10 protein-coding genes and 1 pseudogene are annotated in these 19,345 nt (G+C 41.4%); 10 read left to right on the top strand and 1 reads right to left on the bottom strand.

The window, feature by feature from the left end; translation table 11 throughout:
* The first annotated feature begins 156 nt into the window (after positions 1-156).
* The 9 genes and pseudogenes from HUW48_RS16110 to HUW48_RS16070 all read left to right on the top strand — a co-directional run bounded on the left by HUW48_RS16110 (position 157) and on the right by HUW48_RS16070 (position 14,750).
* A complete protein-coding gene (locus tag HUW48_RS16110; RefSeq protein WP_182411928.1) occupies positions 157-1,056 on the top strand; it encodes a carbohydrate kinase family protein in 900 nt (299 codons plus the stop codon).
* Positions 1,057-1,094: 38 nt separating this feature from the next.
* Complete coding sequence (locus HUW48_RS16105; protein WP_182411927.1) at positions 1,095-4,247, top strand: SusC/RagA family TonB-linked outer membrane protein; 3,153 nt, start codon at positions 1,095-1,097, stop codon at positions 4,245-4,247.
* Between the two features lie 25 nt (positions 4,248-4,272).
* Entirely contained in the window at positions 4,273-6,003 is a 1,731-nt protein-coding gene (locus HUW48_RS16100) for a RagB/SusD family nutrient uptake outer membrane protein (RefSeq protein WP_182411926.1), read from the top strand.
* Between the two features lie 100 nt (positions 6,004-6,103).
* Positions 6,104-7,870 (top strand): glycoside hydrolase family 32 protein, encoded by a 1,767-nt coding sequence (locus tag HUW48_RS16095; RefSeq protein ID WP_182411925.1) that lies wholly within the window; start codon positions 6,104-6,106, stop codon positions 7,868-7,870.
* Between the two features lie 237 nt (positions 7,871-8,107).
* A complete protein-coding gene (locus tag HUW48_RS16090; RefSeq protein WP_182411924.1) occupies positions 8,108-9,811 on the top strand; it encodes a glycoside hydrolase family 32 protein in 1,704 nt (567 codons plus the stop codon).
* 222 nt (positions 9,812-10,033) lie between these two features.
* The gene (locus tag HUW48_RS16085; protein ID WP_220463937.1) at positions 10,034-11,623 is read left to right on the top strand and encodes a glycoside hydrolase family 32 protein; all 1,590 of its coding nucleotides are present in this window, start codon (positions 10,034-10,036) and stop codon (positions 11,621-11,623) included.
* 464 nt (positions 11,624-12,087) lie between these two features.
* Positions 12,088-12,243, top strand: a pseudogene (locus HUW48_RS16080) (Imm7 family immunity protein); the annotation flags it as partial.
* A gap of 376 nt (positions 12,244-12,619) precedes the next feature.
* Positions 12,620-13,486, top strand: a complete 867-nt coding sequence (locus HUW48_RS16075; protein WP_182411922.1) for an SMP-30/gluconolactonase/LRE family protein — start codon at positions 12,620-12,622, stop codon at positions 13,484-13,486.
* Positions 13,487-14,105: 619 nt separating this feature from the next.
* The gene (locus tag HUW48_RS16070; protein WP_182411921.1) at positions 14,106-14,750 is read left to right on the top strand and encodes a trimeric intracellular cation channel family protein; all 645 of its coding nucleotides are present in this window, start codon (positions 14,106-14,108) and stop codon (positions 14,748-14,750) included.
* Between the two features lie 453 nt (positions 14,751-15,203).
* On the opposite strand, the gene HUW48_RS16065 is transcribed toward HUW48_RS16070, so the two are convergent.
* Complete coding sequence (locus tag HUW48_RS16065) at positions 15,204-16,547, bottom strand: ammonium transporter (RefSeq protein ID WP_246343507.1); 1,344 nt, start codon at positions 16,545-16,547, stop codon at positions 15,204-15,206.
* Between the two features lie 715 nt (positions 16,548-17,262).
* On the opposite strand from HUW48_RS16065, the gene gyrB reads away from it, so the two are divergent.
* Entirely contained in the window at positions 17,263-19,218 is a 1,956-nt protein-coding gene (gene gyrB / locus HUW48_RS16060) for a DNA topoisomerase (ATP-hydrolyzing) subunit B (protein ID WP_182411920.1), read from the top strand.
* Positions 19,219-19,345: the final 127 nt, after the last annotated feature.

Here is a 19,345-nt window from a genome sequence, read left to right as displayed (position 1 = left end):
TTCCTATAAGAATTTAGCATCCTTGTAACCCTATAAATACAATGGTAAGATTCTCTAAAACAATTGCAGAGTTCTGTTTTATAGCGAGTTGTGGCTGAATAATGATAGGGCAAGGACCAGCACTTTATTCTTAATAATAATTAAGCTTTCACAATCATGACGCAAAAAATAATTTGTTTCGGCGAAACTTTATGGGATATGCTGCCCAGCGGTCACATGCCCGGCGGAGCTCCCATGAATGTAGCCATCCATTTAAAATACAATAATTATAACCCCCTAGTTATAAGCCGGGTTGGCTCCGACGATTTAGGCGAAGCGTTATTAGATTTTTTGGAAAAGAAAAAAATTTCAACCCAATGCATTCAGATTAGCAAATCGCATTTAACCGGCGTGGTAAAAGTAAATTTGGATGATAAAAATGAAATAACCTATAAGATAGTAGAACCAGTTGCCTGGGATTACATCCAATACGAGGAAGAAGTAGCGCAGATAGTAGCCCAAAGTACTGTTTTTGTGTACGGCAGCCTGGCAGCCCGAAGCGCTACTACCCGCGACACCCTTTTGCATTATTTATCTAAAGCCAGGTTGAAAGTTTTTGATGTAAATCTGCGGCCCCCGCACTATAACCCGGAACGCATTCAAGATTTATTGCATTTCGCGGATATTGTAAAAATGAACCACCAGGAATTAGAATTAATTATGAGCTGGCTTGGATTCACTGGCACCGAACAACAGCAAATGGCTCATATCCGGCAAAAGTTCAACCTGCAAATAGTAATTCTTACCCGGGGCGAAAACGGCGCGGCTGTTTTAACCGACGAAGGGTATGAGCAACATCCGGGATATAAAGTAGAAGTAGAAGATACTATTGGCAGCGGCGATTCCTTTCTGGCCACTTACCTGAGTAACTACCTGCAGCAGCAACCCGTGGCCGAATGTTTAAAAAAAGCCTGCCTGGTAGGAGCTTATGTAGCTTCCTGTAAGGGCGCTACCCCCACTTATGATCCCCAGCTCCTGGACGCGGAATTCGCCGGAAACCAGGTCTTTCCTTCCTGAATACCTACTTTTTAATTCTAACAATAAACCTAAAACGAATGAAAAGAATCTTGTACTTAATTCTTTTGCTGTTGTGGGCAGCGCCTAACCTATACGCCCAAAACAACATAAACGTGTCCGGTAAAGTCTCTTCCGAAACGGGAGAGCCTATGCCGGGTGTAAGCATTGCGGTAAAAGGAACAAATAATGGTACTACAACCAATACCGATGGTTCCTTTTCGGTATCGGTACCTAATTCGGATGCCGTGCTGGTGGTATCTTTTGTGGGTTACCTGGCTCAGGAAATAGCAGTTCGCAACCAGACCAACCTAAATGTTACCTTACAACCAGACGTAAAAGCACTGGAGGAAGTGGTAGTTACCGGTTACCAAACTCAGAAAAAAGCCGATTTAACCGGGGCGGTAGCCGTAGTAAACCTGAAAGAAGTAAAGGATATTCCGGTTGGTAACCCCATGCGGGCTTTACAAGGGCGGGTACCCGGGCTTTACGTAGAGGCAACCGGACAACCGAATGGCGGCAACAACCGGGTTTTAATCCGGGGGCTAAATACCCTGGGTGATCCCAATCCGCTTTATATTATTGATGGTGTACCCACCAAAGATGCGCAGGTATTTGCCAGTATTAACCCAAGTTCAATTGCCTCGGTGCAGGTTTTAAAAGATGCGTCGGCGGCTTCTATTTACGGGGCGCGGGCTTCCAACGGGGTAATTATTGTAACCACCAAAGAAGGAAGAGTAAAATCGGGTCAGGAAAAAGTAAGTGTACAATTCAATTCCAATGTATCTGTTCAAACTGAAAAGCCCTGGCGGGAAGATGTTTTAACCGCCGAAGAACGGGGTCGGGCTTTGTGGCAGGGTGCTGTAAACGATCGCACCGACCCTGCCGTGCATAAAGCCCTTTATACTTACGACTGGAATGGCGATTACAACAATCCAATACTAAATAAAGTAAACGTGGCTCCCTTTGTGGGCGGCGACCCGCTGCAACCGGTAGGCAATACTAATTGGCAGGCTGAAACCTACGAAAAAGCCATTGTTACCCAACAAGATTTAACCATTACCGCCGGAACAAACAGAAGCAGTTTACTAATTAACCTGGGTTATTTTAAAAATACCGGCATGTTAAAGTACACCAACTTCGACCGGTATAGCACCCGGATTAATGCCTACACTACTTTCCTGAACGATAAGGTTAAAATCGGGGAAAACCTGCAATTGGCCCGTTCTTCCCAAACTTTACAAGCCAACGATCTGGGCGGCGCTCCCACTACCGACTTATCTATAACGCTGGCCCCCACCTTACCTGTTTTCCGGACCGATGGCACCTACGCAGGCCCGATTGGCGCCGGTTACTCAGATAGGAACAATCCGGTGCACATGCAATACCTGAACCGCTGGGATAAAAATAACCGCTTAAATGCCTTAGGTAATATTTACGCCGAAGTAACCCCGCTGAAAGGACTCGTGTTGCGCACCAGCCTGGGAGCAGATTACTCCAACGTGCTTTCTAAAAATATTGAGCCCGCTTTTCAGGAAGGCTTTTTGGGCAGAAGCATTAACAGTCTGGCCTTGCAGCAAGGTAATGAGCTTACCTTAACCTGGACCAATACCGCTAATTACCAGTTTGAAATAGGCCAGCATCGCATCAGTGCATTGGCTGGTTCCGAAGCAATCCGCAACGATTTTCAAGGTTTTGGGGCTTTCCGCGAAGGCTTTTCCACGGAAGAAGAAAATTATTATGTATTAAATGCCGGTACGGGCCGCAGCACCAATAATGGTTTAGTTACCGGTTATCGCTTATTCTCTTTATTCGGCAAAATTAACTACGCCTTCGGGGATAAATATTTAGCTTCTGCCACGCTCCGGCGGGATGGTTCTTCCCGGTTTGGTTCGCAAAATCAATATGGCTTATTCCCGGCTTTTACCCTGGGATGGAGAATTAACGAGGAGAATTTTCTGAAGAATGTTAGTGCAATTTCTGAATTAAAATTAAGAGCTGGCGTGGGTCGGGTAGGTAACCAGGAAATTGGTAATATTGCCCGTTTTGGCTTGTTCCAGCCTAATTACGGAACTTTGTTTAATAACGGCGTAGGATTTCCCGGCGAATGGCTGAATGTAGGAACCGCTTACGATTTAAGTGGCGTTAACCAGGGTACTTTGCCATCGGGTTACGTGCAGATTCAAGGCGAAAACCAAAATTTAAAGTGGGAATCTACGGATGAATTAAACGTAGGATTGGACTTTGGTTTTCTGAACGATAAAATTGTGGGTTCATTCGATTACTTTACCCGGAAAACCAAGGATATCCTGATACAGCCTCCCATAGCCAGTGCCATTGGCGAAGGTAGAGTAAAGTGGCTGAACGGAGCTACCAAAAGTAATAAAGGCTGGGAAGTATTATTAACCTATCAGAACTCAACTCCTAGCGGTTTTAACTACAGTATTAGTGGCAATGCCGCTCATTTTAGAGATAAAATAACCGAGTTACCCGCTGAAGTACGCACCGCTTACCCCGGCAACGTCGAAAAAACTATTATTGGTCAGTCGCAGTTAGCGGTGTTTGGTTATAAAACCGATGGCATTTTCCAGAACCAGGCCGAAGTAGATGCCCATGCTGCTCAAACCGGTAAAGGCGTAGGCCGCATTCGCTACGTAGATTTAAACGACGACGGAACCATTAATGCTTTAGATCAGGATTGGTTAGGTACTTTCTTACCTAGTCTGGAATATGGTTTACGGATTGATGCAAGTTATAAAAACTTTGATATATCTATTTTCGGCTCGGGAGTAGCTGGCAAAACCGGTCTGGACCCTGCTCGGCAGTTTAATTCCTTCCTTTTTGTTAACCAAAACAACGGACCAGGAGTGTTAAATGCCTGGACACCTCAAAATCCTGGTTCTAACACGCCAATGCTCTCCTTAGTAAATCGGAATGATGAATTCCGGAATTCCGATTTCTTTTTAGTGAATGGTTCTTACGCCCGCATGCGGAATGTACAGTTAGGTTATTCGTTGCCTACTGAATTGGTATCAAAAGCTAAAATGGCAAGCCTGCGTTTTTACCTGATTGGGCAAAATTTATTTGCCATAAAAAGTAAGGAATACTTAAGTAAAGACCCCGAAAGAATTGGCGGTTTTGGTAACTGGCCGCAGCCTACCACTTACACTCTTGGCGTAAACGTAAACTTTTAACCAGAAGCAAAAAAAGTAAATAATCATGAAACGACCTATATTTAAAGTGTTTATCGCAGCTGCCTTAATTTTAGCGAGTGGTTGCAAAGATTACTTAGATTATGAGCCTCGGGGTACCCTTACCGCCGACCAGCTTACTAACCCGGATAAAGTAGATCAATTAGTAACTGCCGCTTACGCTTCAATTGGTAACGACTTTTGGGATGGTTCCATTACCAGTATGTGGGCCTACGGCAGTGTACGCTCCGATGATGCTTATAAAGGAGGCGGCAGCGTGGGAGATGTGGGCGAATACAATAACTACGAACAATACAATCTGGTAACGCCTACTACCATCGGAAATGCTAATAATACCTGGGCTCGGGCGTACGGAGCTATTTCGAGGGCTAATTTCGCCTTAAAAGCGCTTAATAACTTAACGGACGCGCAATTTGCGCAGAAAAAAGTGCGGCAGGGTGAATTACTCTTTTTAAGAGGGCACATGCATTTTCTGCTGAAAATTTTATTTAAGTACGTGCCTTACATTGATGAAACCCTTTCGGAAGCCGATATTTTAACGGTATCTAACCGGCAGTATACCAACGATGAGTTGTGGAACAAAATAGCCCAAGATTTTCAGGTAGCCAGCGAGAACCTACCGGAATCTCAGCCGGAAGTAGGCCGGGCCAATAAAATGGCTGCTAAAGCTTATTTAGCCAAGGTTCGGCTTTACCAGGCTTATGAGCAAAATGATAACCATGCTGTTACTAACATCAACGCCCAAAGGTTAAACGAAGTAGTAGCTTTAACCACCGAGGTGATTAATTCCGGCAAATATTCTTTGCAGCCTGATTTCGCCGAAAACTTCCTATATGGTTATGATAACGTGCCGGAATCGGTGTTTGCGGTTCAGTTTTCCATTAACGACGGTACTTCTTTTGGCCGTTTGAGTATGGCTACCAGTTTAAATTACAGTTTGGCGCCGCAATACGGTTGCTGCTGGTTTCATCTTCCGTCGCAAAATATGGTAAATGCCTTTACCACTACTGCCACTGGTCTTCCTCAGTTTGACACTTTTAATAATAAAGTTATAACCGATGCCGATCTTACTCCTTCGGGTGTTCCCGTGGACCCTCGCATTGATCATACAATAGGTATTCTGGGTCACCCTTTTAAATACAATCCGAGCATTTTGTATGACCACAGTTGGGAACGGGTGTCGGCTTTGTATGGAAGTTTTGGGAACATGAAAGAGCAGCAAGAAGCTACTAGTCCGAGCTTTAAAAAAGTAGGCCCTTTTTACGGCAGCGCTAAAAATATTGATATTATCCGATACGCGGATGTATTGCTCTGGCAAGCCGAAGCCCTTATTGAATTAGGCCGCCAAAACGAAGCATTACCGCTCATTAATCAAATCCGGGCCCGGGCAAAAAACAGTACGGGCCGTACCAAGTTAGACAATGGCAATGCCCCTTCTAATTACAACATCAACGAATACGAAAACGGGAAAAATATCACCTGGAGCCAGGAAAATGCTCGTAAGGCTTTGCAGTGGGAGCGAAGACTGGAGTTTGCCATGGAGAGCCCGAGGTTTTTTGACCTGGTGCGCTGGGGTACTGCCGCCGAAACCTTAAATGCCTATTTGGATGTAGAAAAAACCCGAAGAACGTTTTTATCAGCGGCCAAATTTACTAAAGGTCGCGACGAATATTTTCCGATTCCGCAGAGAGAAATTGATTTTACCAAAGGTCTGTACGTCCAAAATCCCGGTTATTAAACTTCAAAGAGTAGCCTGACTTTAATTTTTCCCGGTAATCTGGTTAACTTAAATAGGAATCCAGATTACCGGATTACTTCTCCCTTAAAACCAGATAGAAATGAAAAGCTATAAAATTTTTACGTTAAGTATTTGCTTATTGTATAGTGTTTTTAGTAATATTTCTTACGGCCAAACCAGTAAGGCAAAAAAACAAACTACTCCTGACCTAGGAATTCAATTAAGTAAAAGGCAGATAAAAATTCAAAAAAATCAGCTCTATTTAAACTTCCCGGTTTCGGAAGCAAGTGCTCTGAAAAAAACGCGAATACTGGCAAACGGAAAAGTACTGGATGAATTTACTTTAGGACTGTCGGCGGGTGAACCGGATCATTGGGTTTTCTTTGATGTGAAAAACTACCAGGGCAAAACCCTATCTATTGAAGCGGAAAATGTAGAACAGCCCCAGGTATTAGAAAAAATATTTGCGGATAAGCAGTTTCCGGGTCAGGAAGAGGTTTATAAAGAAAAGTTACGACCTCAGGTTCATTTTTCTGCCCGCCGTGGATGGTTAAATGATCCCAACGGGCTAATACATTATAACGGCGAATACCATTTGTTTTTTCAGCACAATCCTTATGGTTGGCAATGGGGAAATATGCATTGGGGACATGCCGTAAGCAAAGATCTGCTGCATTGGCAGGAATTATCCGACGCCTTGTACACCCCTAAACACGAGGACATGGCTTTTTCCGGATCGGCCATTACAGACCCTACCAATACTTCGGGATTTAGAAAAAACGGAATTGATCCTTTGATAGCCGTTTATACGAGTACTGGCCGCGGCGAATGCCTGGCTCTGAGTTACGATAATGGCCGGACTTTTAAAGATTATGAGGGCAATCCGGTGGTAAAGCATAAAGGCAGAGATCCAAAAGTTTTCTGGTACCAGCCGGGCAATCATTGGGTAATGGTTGTGTACGATGAATCCCATTCAAAAAATATAAGCGCAGGTTTAAAATCAATGAATAGGGAATTTTCCTTTTATAACTCCCCTGATCTAAAAAATTGGACCTACCAATCCAGTATTCCTGGTTTCTTTGAATGTCCGGAATTATTTCAACTGGAAGTACAAGGAGCACCCAACCAAAAGAAATGGGTAATGTACGCGGCCGATGGTAAGTATAAAGTGGGTGATTTTGATGGCAAGAAATTTACTCCCGAACAAGATTTCAGGACCTATGACCACGGTGGCGCATTTTACGCCTCTCAAACCTACAACAATATCCCGGAGAAAGATGGCCGGCGCATACAAATTGGGTGGAGCCGCATTCCATTAGAAAACATGGCGTTTAATCAATTCATGGCTTTCCCGACCGAACTCAAACTTAGCAAATCCTTCGACGGCTACCGGCTTTGTCCGCAACCTGTTCAGGAAATAAAATCCTTGTACAAAAGTAATAACGTGTACCAAAATATGGTACTCAACAAAGAAAATCCCGATTTTACCGCCCCCATTAAGGCAGATGTAGTACACCTGGTAGCCGAGTTTGAAAGAGGAGATTGCAATGATTTTGGCCTGAACATTAATGGCTATGAACTCAATTATAGTAATTTGTTCACCGACTTGAATAAAATTAATTATTCGGTTACGGAGGAATCTATTTTTAAAATAGAGGCCATAGTGGATAAAGCCGTTATTGAAATTTATGTGAATGACGGGGAGATGTATTTTGTAAAACCCTGGAACTCGGTAACCGCCGAGAAACAGATTAAAGCTTTTGCCAAAGGATTAGAAGAAGGTCATAAGGCTGTTCTTAAAAAGTTAGAAGTGCATGAGCTCCATTCCGTTTGGCCCGAAAAAACCGTGACAACCGTATTAAAATAAACAATACACCCAAAGAGAACAGAGGAACTTTCACTGGGAAAAAGTAAAGGGTAATTAGTATTTAATTTTTTACTTTTTCTATCCTGCTGTTTTCTTTTTTGTACTTCTTAAGTTTATTCTTAAGCTAAAAGCTCTTTTTTACCGGAAGCTAATACCGGTGCCAAGTCTTTTTGTTCGTCAGCTAATTTCTAAAGTTGTTTTGTTTATAAGCCATAAAGAGAATTCTATCTATATAATATGAAAAAGATCTTAACCTTTCTCTTGTCTTTAGTAATTCTGTTCGGTTATCATCCACTATTTGCCCAACCCGATAAGCCGCCTTATGTGTCGGCGGTTCCTAAATTTACTTTTGGTAAAACGCTGAAAGAACAGGAGGCGCAACTCAAAACAAATCCGCTGATGCTACGGTTAGAGGAGTCGCGAAAGAAATTGGCCGGTGACCAATTCCGTCCTATTTACCATTACGTTAATCCGGAAGGTAAACTTAACGACCCAAATGGCTTATGTTTTTGGCAAGGCAATTGGCATCTTTTTTACCAGGGCTATCCGCCCGAGGACCCGCGGCAGCATTGGGGCCATGCCATTAGCAAAGATTTAGTGCATTGGCGCGATCTACCTTACGCCATTTATCCCAGTCCGGAGCGCGCCGTATTTTCCGGCTCTACGCTCGTGGAAGATAACCGGGTTATTGCCATGTACCACGGCACAGCGGTTGGTAATATGGTGGCCGTATCCAGCGATCCGTTATTATTAAACTGGGAAAAAGTTACCGGGAATGCAGTAATTCCGGCAAAAAGTACCACCGGCTCCAGCTTGCCTTACAGTGTATTCGATCCTTCTATCTGGAAAAAAGGCAATATGTACTATGCCCTTTCCGCCGGAAGAACACCTACCGGACCGGGCGGAAGGCCGGTGCGGGCCGATTATCTTTTCCGGTCTAAAGACCTTAAAAAGTGGGAGTATATGCACGAATTTGTGCAGGACGACCGGTTTACCTTAATTGGTGATGATGGCGCTTGCCCTTATTTCTGGCCAATTGGCGATCGGTATATCATGAATTTCTTTAGTCACATGAGCGGAGGTCAATACCTGTTAGGCGACTACGATAAAAAGAACGATAAATTTATTGCTACTTCGGGCGGTAAATATAATCATGGGGCCGTTGGGCCCTCCGGAGTGCATGCTCCCTCGGCCGCTCCCGACGGTAAGGGTGGGGTGGTCGTTATCTTTAACATGAACCCGGGCAAGCCCAGCGAAAGTTGGAACCAGATTATGAGCTTGCCCCGCCGCTTAACCTTGCTGTCGAAAGATGAATTAGGCCAGGAGCCGGCCGCTGATCTGGGTTCTTTGCGCTATGGTGCCAAACACATCGAAAAAATGAAACTTCCGGCTAATCAGGAAATAGTTTTGAACGACGTAAAAGGCAACGCCATGGAGATTTCAGCGGAGATTGATCCTCAGAAAGCGCAGTTTATTGAGCTAAATCTGTTGCGGTCGCCTAACAAAGAAGAATATACCCGAATCGTTTTCTTTAGAGAAAAAGGATTTGGTAAAGGTTTAGAATACCGATCAGGCCCCCAGACCGCTTCTATGCCGGCCGATTTAGTAAATTTATTTACCGGCGAAAAACCCGCACCCCGCACTCCTAATGTACCTGCCAGTTTAATAAGTATTGAATCGTCTTATTCTTCTACGTTGCCGGATGTAGGAATACGCGCGCCGGAAACGGCTACTGTTAATTTAGGTCCCGGCGAAACGGTTAAGCTGCGCGTTTTTATTGACAAAAGTGTGATAGAAGTATTTGTAAACGGTAAACAATGCGTGGCCATGCGCGTGTATCCGGGTCGTGATGACAGTACCGGCGTTTCCATACGCGCCCAAGGGCAGGAGGCAGAACTTTTATCGCTTGATGCCTGGCAAATGAAAAGTATTTATGAGTAAGTAGTTGCTTGTTGTTAGTTGCTGGTTATTGAAGTGGTTGAAAATTAATCTAAGTAAAACCAATTGCCCTCCTTTGGAGGAGTGGAGGATAAGAAGCTTTATTTAACTTTCCTTCACAATTAATAATTTACCTGCTGAATTTAGCTTATAACCAGAAGACGAGCTATTTAGATATTTAATAGAATTACCCGTTTCTTAAATTTACTTTACCAAACTCTTTATATGAAAAAACTACTTTTAAGTATGGCCGTGGGTATTCTCCTGTATGGCTGCAATTCTAAGTCAACTAATACCGAAAACAACAATCAATCTACTGAGGCTGAATCAGGAACTCCGGAAAGTGGAAAGGCAAGCAACGGCACCTACACCGAACAACACCGGCCACAGTTTCATTTTTCGCCTCCCCAAATGTGGATGAACGACCCGAACGGGATGGTTTATTACGCTGGCGAGTACCATTTATTTTACCAGCACTATCCCGATAGTACCGTTTGGGGACCTATGCACTGGGGGCACGCCGTTAGTAAAGACTTAGTGCATTGGCAAAACTTACCTATTGCTTTGTTTCCGGATAGCTTAGGTTATATTTTTTCGGGCAGCGCCGTGGTAGATGAAAACAATACTGCCGGTTTCCAGAAAGGAAATGAGAAAGCGCTGGTAGCTATTTTTACGCACCATCATCCTAAAACGGGTAAACAAGTACAAAGCCTGGCCTACAGCACCGATAAAGGCCGCACCTGGATCAAATACGCGAATAATCCTGTTTTACCTAATCCGGGAATCAGCGATTTTCGCGATCCAAAAGTTTCGTGGTACGCTTCGGCCAAAAAATGGATTATGACCTTAGCCGTAAAAGACCGCGTGCATTTCTACGGTTCAACGGATTTAAAAAGCTGGCAACTTTTAAGTGAATTTGGCAAAGGAAATATAGGCGCCCATGGAGGTGTATGGGAATGCCCCGATTTGTTTCCGCTTACTGTAGATGGGCAGCAAAAGTGGGTTTTATTTGTAAGCATTAACCCTGGCGGACCTAATGGCGGATCGGCTACCCAATACTTTATCGGCGATTTTAACGGCAAAGAATTTAAAAACAGCAATCCTCCTTCCACTACGCTTTGGATAGACCAGGGCGCAGATAATTATGCCGGAGTTACCTGGGCCAACATCCCTGCTTCGGATGGCCGTAGGTTGTTTATGGGCTGGATGAGTAACTGGGATTATGCGAATAAAGTGCCTACCGGAAACTGGCGCAGTGCCACTACCGTAGCCCGGGAATTAACACTGCAAAATACACCCGCTGGTATTCGGTTAATTAGTGTTCCGGTAAAAGAATTGCAGCAGCTCCGGCAAGATGCAAAAACTATAAAAGCCCAGGAAATAACGTCTGCTTTTAACTTAAGTAAGCAATACAACTTAAATACTCCTTTAACCGAATTAGATTTAAACTTTGACCTAACTAAAAGCACCGAGCTGATTGTAAAATTATCGAATGCCAAAGGCGAGTACGTAAACCTGGGTTATTCAGTACCGGCTAAACAATTATTCATTGACCGGACGCACACTGGTAATACTAGCTTTGAGCCGCGGTTTGCCAAAAAGCACGTAGCCCCGCTTTCTCTTTTAAATGGTAAATTAAATTTGCGCGTGTTAGTAGATGTAGCATCCATGGAAGTTTTCGCTAATCAAGGCCAGCTCGTTATGACGGATATTTTCTTTCCGACGGAAGATTTTACCAACATAGAAATAAGCTCGAAAGGCCCCGCGCAACTACTGGAGAGTAACGCATATACACTAAAATCAATTTGGAAGTAATAGCCCGGAAGAAGTCAATATTCTTAAAGGTTAACCGGAAATTTGTGTTGCTTTAAGCAAATCTGAAAAACAAAGATATACAATTAGTAATTTAGCTATTTTAGTAAAAAAGATAAAAGCTGAATCTTAGCGAGGGCTTCAGATTGGAACTACTCCGTTTATTCGTCTATTTATAGCTGGATAAACGGAGTAGTTCCAGTTATATACGAGTTGTGTGTAATTTATAATTATGGTAGAAATCAATGGGTGGGTAATCATCAGGGAAGCTTTCAACGAGCAAGAAGAAGACTAAAAATTATTAGAAGAATTAATAAAGAAAATCAAGACCACATTAATGTTGATGGACAACGTTAATGAGTTATATATTTTTAAAGCTCTAAATGGAAGTTACCATTTAGCTATGATGGCTAATCGTAATTACAGACCAGCTCATGCTATTAATTTTTTAATGGTTAGGAACCGTTGGTAAAGGTTTATATTGTCTTCTATGTGTATTGGATGATGAAGATATTGAAAGAGGTAATGATAATAAATTTAAGGTTTGGAGATTTAAAAAAGGAATCCTTAATGAATTAGACGATCCATTTTTGCCGCCTTTCAAACCTGAAGTAGAAGAATAAAAACAGCACCCAACAAGGTATATTCAAAATCCTTGCTCCGCTACGGCCTTTGCATATACTAACCATTAGGCCCAATGACAATCATTGATTTTAGATTATTATCGCCTAATTCTCAGCTAATAGTAATATTACTTTAAAACTAAATACCTAAACATATAATTGCTGATGATTTTATATCAGTTTTATAGTGTAGATTTAAAATTGATTTTTGCTGATTTAGTCTATAATAGCATGCTTTTAAATTCAGGAAGATATAGTTTTCTTGATTTAATTGTTTTACAAAATTCTAAACAAGTTCATTGTAAGCAATGCGTAACCAAGCTTTGTTGAATTTTTAATTAAAAATATTACTCTTTAAAATTTACAAATACACCCCATGAAACATGTGATGAAAGGTTTAGTAGCCGGAATATTATTTAGTTTTTCCCAGATCAGTAATCCGGTTACGGGTCAAACCTTACGCCTTGAGAAAAAGTGGGAAACCGACGCAGGCTTAAAAATTACAGAATCGGTGGTGTATGATAAAGAAAATAAAATTCTCTATGCTTCTTGCGTAAATGGCCAACCCGACGATAAAGATGGTAATGGCTATATCAGTCGGATTGGCCTGGATGGCAAAGTAGAAAAAGCCGAATGGATAACCGGTTTAGATGCTCCTAAAGGTATGAGTTTGTACAAAGGCCTTTTGTATGTAGTAGATATAACCAAAATAGTAGCTTTGGATGTGAAAACCGGCAAACGCGTGCACGATATTGAAATACCCGGTGCGGCTTTTCTAAACGATTTAACCATAGATGAGCAAGGGAGTATTTATGCCTCCGATTCTAATTTAGGTCTTGTATTTAAAGTTGTAAAGAATCAACCCGAGCTTTGGCTGAAAAGTGAGCAACTGAAACGGGTGAATGGGATATTAGCTCACAACGATAGATTTTATTTGTTAGAATTGAGCGGGGGTGGTATCTTTTACGAAGTAGATAAAAACACCAAGCATTTACGAAAAATTGCGCAGAACTTAGGCGGCAGCGATGGCATTGCACCGGTAGGAAACGGCGATTTCTTTGTCACAAACTTTAGCGGCGAAATAAATTACATTACCGCGACTGGCCAGGTTACGAAGCTAATAGATAGTAAAGCAGCTAAAATTAATTGCGCGGATTTAGCCTATATTCCTCAAAAAAAGTTATTACTGGTGCCTACATTTTATACCAATAAAGTAATAGCGTACGAATTTAAAAATAAGTAAGCGAAGCATCTGCTTAAATATAAAGGCCGGAGAAAGTTAATCTTCCAGCCTTTTTAGAACTTGTTTTGCGTTTTAATACAGAACCCACTTCTTATTTAAATGTTAGTTTTCAATATATTAGCCTAAGAAAAACCTGGTGCTTCTTTTGGTATATTAATTCGGAAGCTTTTAGTAAAAAATTAGTAAATCCCCAGCAGCATTATTCTAAAATCTACTTTGGTTTTCCATTCATCTATACTTTTAATTCTATATGATATATGCTTTATTGCTGCTAGTGTTTTAGCAATTAATTAGATCTTTAAAACATACAAAATTGATAGAGTATTGACTTAACTGGTTTAAGAATAATCCTTAATATTGTAGCCAATTTTATCAATTATTTAGATTCCGACTCTTTACTTGGATTTAGCAATTAACTGGAAATGGATGGCTGGTGGTGTTAAATCTGATTCAATGATACTTTTAGGCTTACTTTCCAGCTTTTTACTTTTTTATTAGGTCATTTGTTATATAAATCAATGGATATGTAATTTTATTGATAATGAAAAAATAACGGTAGGGTACAGCAACTCACATTATTGGGGTTGAGTAGCTTAGTTAATAAACAAAATCATTTTAATTGGAAGAGACTTTTTTAACGATACTTGATTTAATAGGAACCTTTGCTTTTGCTATTAGCGGTATACGATTAGCTTCTGGTAAACAAATCGACTGGTTTGGGGCTTATGTGATTGGTTTAGTAACGGCAATTGGTGGTGGGACCACAAGAGATCTACTATTAGATGTAACGCCATTTTGGATGCTGGATGGTAAATATTTCCTAACAACAGGTGTCGCGCTCCTGGTATCTTTACTGTTTACAAATAAAATCTTTAAATGGGGGAGTACCTTGTTTCTGATGGATGCTATTGGACTGGGATTATTTACCGTAGTGGGTTTAAGCAAGAGTTTCGAAGCGCACTTGCCTTTTTGGGTTTGTATTGTTATGGGCACTATTACCGGATCAGCGGGTGGTCTTATCCGGGATGTGTTGATAAATGAAGTACCATTATTATTGCGAAGAGATATTTATGCTCTTGCTTGTGTAATGGGCGGAGTGGTATATTTTACGTGCGTTGAGTTTAACCTTTCGAGGAGTGTAACAGAGCTTATTGCGGCACTAACAGTTATAGTAATTAGAGTAATTGCTGTAAAGTTTCATATCCATTTGCCCGTATTAAATTCCGTTAAAGTTGATGACAACGACAAAGTTGATAAAACATGACATCAGCAAATTTTGCTAAAAGCAAGTAAGCGGTAATTATTAAATGGAGAGTGGCTAGTTTTAACAAACTTTAATTTTACCTGAGCCCAAACAATGAATAGAGTGTTGTTTGCCTCAAACGTTAAAACTGGTAAAAAGTCAATTGAATAAAGTGTTTTATACGAGGTAGTATTTACTAATTATTATATGCGACTGGGTAAAAGTAAGAGGCCCGGATATTTAAACTTATTACTTTTTACCTATTGCGAGCAGGCGCCCGCATTTCTATAGATTACCTATTGAACCGGGCTAAAATTATTGGGCATTGGCTTTTAATATTAGATAGAAATACTGTTTGCATTTGCCTGAAATTACAACGGCCAGTAAGTTTAGTTACCAGCCGTTTATAGATTTTAAATATAAGGTAATAGCAGACGGTAACAAGCAATTGCTTGACTGGTACCCTCTACAAGCTTAAACCGGGGCCAGTACTTCCAGTACTTGTTCGCCGTGTTGCGTTAAATCCAATCCTACTAATTCTTCTTCGCGGGTTACACCCAGCGGCGAGATAAGATCTGTTATTTTTAAGAGAATTAAAGACCCAAAGAAAGAAAAGCCAATTACAATGCCCAAAGCAGCCAGATGCATTAAAAACAACTTTGTTTCGCCGTAAAGTAAACCATTGCCGGTGGTGTTAGCCGGATTAATGGCTTGATGCGCGAAAACTCCGGTTAAAAGTGTACCCACAATAGCGCCCACTCCGTGGCAAGGAAACACATCTAAAGTATCGTCGATGGAAGATTTGGCCCGCCAGGCGACTACCATATTACTGATTAAACTAGCCGCAGTACCAATAAAAATACTGTTTGGAATCGTAACATAGCCGGCGGCTGGCGTAATGGCTACCAAACCCACTACCGAACCAATACAAAACCCTAAAGCCGAAGGTTTTTTGCCTTTTACCGCATCAAACAAAATCCAGGCAAATCCTGCCGAAGCAGCCGCCGTGTTAGTAGTAGCCAAAGCAATAGCAGCTAATATATTCGCCCCAACCGCTGAACCCGCGTTGAAACCAAACCAGCCAAACCAAAGCAGCCCGGTACCAATTAACACAAAAGGAATATTGGCCGGAGTAGTATGCAGTTCGCCGGTTTTCCGTTGACCCAGGTATAAGGCCGCTGCCAAAGCCGCACAACCCGCCGAAATATGAACCACAGTGCCACCCGCAAAATCGAGTACGCCCATTTTAAACAATATACCATCGGGGTGCCAGGTCCAGTGCGCAATAGGAGCGTAAATAAACATACTGAACAAACACACAAACAAAATATAAGAAGTAAAACGAATGCGTTCGGAGAAAGAACCGGTTATCAGGGCCGGAGCAATAACCGCAAATTTTAGTTGAAAAAAAGCAAATAACACCAGCGGAATGGTACTCGCCAAAGTCCAGGGTTTACTTTCTAAAATGCCGCGGAACATAAAATAAGTTCTGGGATCACCAATTAAGCCTCCAATAGAATCGCCGAAAGCTAAACTAAAACCTACAACTACCCACAGTACGCTTATAATGCCCATACAAATAAAGCTCTGGAGCATGGTAGAGATCATGTTTTTAGCACTAACCATACCGCCGTAAAACAAAGCTAGACCTGGAGTCATGAGTAAAACCAAACCAGCTGCCCCCAACATCCACGCTACATCTCCGGCAATAATTCCGTCAGTAGACATTGGTTTAGAAGGGATATTGGAGAAAATAAGGCCTAAAATGCTTAGAGCAACTAAAATAAGGAAGGGAATGGCAGATAAACGTTCTTTCACGGAAATTACATTTAAATAGGTTCAGTATTTTATTTATTGATTAAAGTAATTACGCAAATATTTTAGAAATATCCGTAAAAAGAAAGCTATTTCTATTAAAATTATAAAAAAAAATTAATGAGTGCCTTAAATAAAGGGGTAATAATCCTTGAAAAGTAAAAATTTTACTATTAACAGATGTTTTTCAGGTGCAAAAGCAGTAAAGTAAAGGGAAAGATTAATTCACGTAAGCTCATAATTCATAACATTAGCATCTAAATTATATAATGGATTAAGATGCTTTGCATTTTTAGGTGGCTAGCTCAAAAAAAGATAAAACATGAATTCTGACTTTAGATAATAGTAAAATTATCTTTAAAGTAGATTTTAACCACAGAAGAAGGTTCGGTTGCTAAAAGGTTTAATGGTTCTTATTATTTTCTTGAATGATGAAAATAATAAGAACCTATAAATTCATTTTAAATCAATCCTGAATAATTTAATTGGAACAAAAAACAGGTTTGAATAAACCAGTATTTCTATCACAAAACGGCCGCTACAGAAATTCTAAAAAAATGAAGGGTTTATAAAGTAATACCTCTATTTATATAAATTTTTTTAAAGAATTATTTGTTATATTATCAAAGTTATAGAAATCCGTTACGCTTTAATTCTGGTAAAACCAAATAAAAAAGGTAACTTTACAGATTAAAGTCAGACGGCATAAAACATCCATATGAGTGAAGTTCAAGAAAGAAAAGTTTCCGATTATTCGGCAGATAGTATACAAGTTCTAGAAGGATTAGAAGCTGTCCGGAAGCGGCCAGCCATGTATATTGGTGATATTGGTATTAAAGGTCTTCATCATTTAGTTTGGGAGGTAGTGGATAACAGTATCGATGAGGCATTAGCTGGATACTGCGATACCATTGATGTAGCCATCAATCCTGATAATTCAATTACAGTGTCCGATAATGGCCGGGGTATTCCAACGGGTATTAATACGAAAGAAGGCCGCTCCGCCCTGGAAATAGTTATGACGGTGTTGCACGCCGGTGGTAAGTTCGATAAAGATACTTATAAAGTTTCGGGTGGCTTGCACGGGGTAGGGGTATCCTGCGTGAATGCCCTTTCTACCGACCTGGAAGTAACTGTTTACCGGGATGGCAAAGTTTTTCAGCAAGAATATAAAATTGGTATTCCGCAGTACGACGTAAAAGAAATTGGCGAAACCGATAAGCACGGTACTACCGTTCATTTCAAACCCGATGATAGTATTTTTACGACCACCGAATATAAATACGATACCATTGCCAGTCGCTTACGCGAATTAGCATTTCTAAACAAAGGCATTCGCATTAACTTAAAAGACCTACGCGAAATAGATGCTGAAGGTAAACCTTTAACCGAATCTTTTTATTCGGAAGGCGGGTTACGGGAATTTGTAAGTTATTTAGAAGAAACCCGGGAAAATTTAATTCCAGAGCCCGTTTACATAGAAAGCGAGAAGAATAATATTCCGATCGAGATTGCTTTACAGTATAACTCTTCTTATACCGAAAACATATTCTCCTACGTAAATAACATTAATACCATTGAAGGCGGTACTCACGTGGCTGGTTTCCGGCGGGCGCTTACCCGTACTTTAAAAGCCTACGCCGACCGGTCAGGGATGTTGGAAAAAGCCAAAGTAGATATTCAAGGTGACGATTTCCGGGAAGGCTTAACGGCGGTAATTTCGGTAAAGGTACAAGAGCCGCAATTCGAGGGCCAGACCAAAACCAAATTAGGTAACTCCGAAGTAATGGGAGCTGTAGATACGGCCGTAGGCGAAATGCTGAACCAATTTCTGGAAGAAAATCCGCGCGAAGCTAAAATTATTATTCAGAAAGTAGTATTAGCGGCCCAGGCCCGCCAAGCGGCGCGTAAAGCCCGCGAAATGGTGCAGCGTAAAAGTGTTTTATCTGGCACGGGTTTACCGGGTAAACTAGCCGACTGCGCCGATTCGGAACCAGCTAACTGCGAACTATACCTTGTGGAGGGTGACTCGGCGGGTGGTTCGGCTAAACAAGGCCGCGATCGTAAATTTCAAGCTATTTTGCCTTTACGCGGTAAAATTCTGAACGTAGAAAAAGCGCAGGAACATCGCATTTACGAGAACGAAGAAATTAAAAATATGATTACGGCTTTAGGGGTAACCTTTGGTACACCCGAGGATCATAAGGCCTTGAACATGGAAAAACTTCGTTATCACCGGGTTATTATCATGACGGATGCGGATATTGACGGTTCGCACATCCGGACCTTGATATTAACCTTCTTTTTCCGGTACATGCGCGAGCTGATTGATAATGGCTACATTTATATTGCCTTACCGCCACTTTATTTAGTAAAAAAAGGAAAAGAAGAACGTTATTGCTGGACCGAACAAGACCGCATAGAAGCTGTTCAGGAATTAGGCAAAGGCAAAGAAGACAGCGTGGGGGTACAACGGTACAAAGGTTTAGGAGAAATGAACCCGGAACAACTCTGGACTACCACCATGCGCCCGGAGACCCGCAGTTTAAAGCGAGTTACGATTGAGTCGGCGGCTGAGGCAGATCATTTATTTTCGATGTTGATGGGCGACGAAGTAGCACCCCGCCGCGATTTTATTGAACGCAATGCGAAGTACGCCAATATTGATGCTTAATGCATTTTGTTTTTAAATGTTAACTGTTTATTAACACAATAAAAGTAATTTAAACTGGTTTTTAACGTTAATTTGTTATTAATACTTGTTCTGCAAAAAAGCTTGCTCCGGCAAGCTTTTTTGTTTT

This window comes from Adhaeribacter radiodurans, from assembly GCF_014075995.1.
In the GTDB taxonomy this organism is placed as follows: domain Bacteria; phylum Bacteroidota; class Bacteroidia; order Cytophagales; family Hymenobacteraceae; genus Adhaeribacter; species Adhaeribacter radiodurans.
Note: the sequence above shows the minus strand (reverse complement) of the source record. Positions and strands in the feature narration are given on the sequence as shown.

Coding starts and splice junctions, on each gene's coding strand:
- HUW48_RS16090 (WP_182411924.1), top strand. CDS start 8,108: ATGAAAAAGATCTTAACCTTTCTCTTGTCTTTAGTAATTCTGTTCGGT.
- HUW48_RS16110 (WP_182411928.1), top strand. CDS start 157: ATGACGCAAAAAATAATTTGTTTCGGCGAAACTTTATGGGATATGCTG.
- gyrB (WP_182411920.1), top strand. CDS start 17,263: ATGAGTGAAGTTCAAGAAAGAAAAGTTTCCGATTATTCGGCAGATAGT.
- HUW48_RS16075 (WP_182411922.1), top strand. CDS start 12,620: ATGAAACATGTGATGAAAGGTTTAGTAGCCGGAATATTATTTAGTTTT.
- HUW48_RS16105 (WP_182411927.1), top strand. CDS start 1,095: ATGAAAAGAATCTTGTACTTAATTCTTTTGCTGTTGTGGGCAGCGCCT.
- HUW48_RS16095 (WP_182411925.1), top strand. CDS start 6,104: ATGAAAAGCTATAAAATTTTTACGTTAAGTATTTGCTTATTGTATAGT.
- HUW48_RS16085 (WP_220463937.1), top strand. CDS start 10,034: ATGAAAAAACTACTTTTAAGTATGGCCGTGGGTATTCTCCTGTATGGC.
- HUW48_RS16100 (WP_182411926.1), top strand. CDS start 4,273: ATGAAACGACCTATATTTAAAGTGTTTATCGCAGCTGCCTTAATTTTA.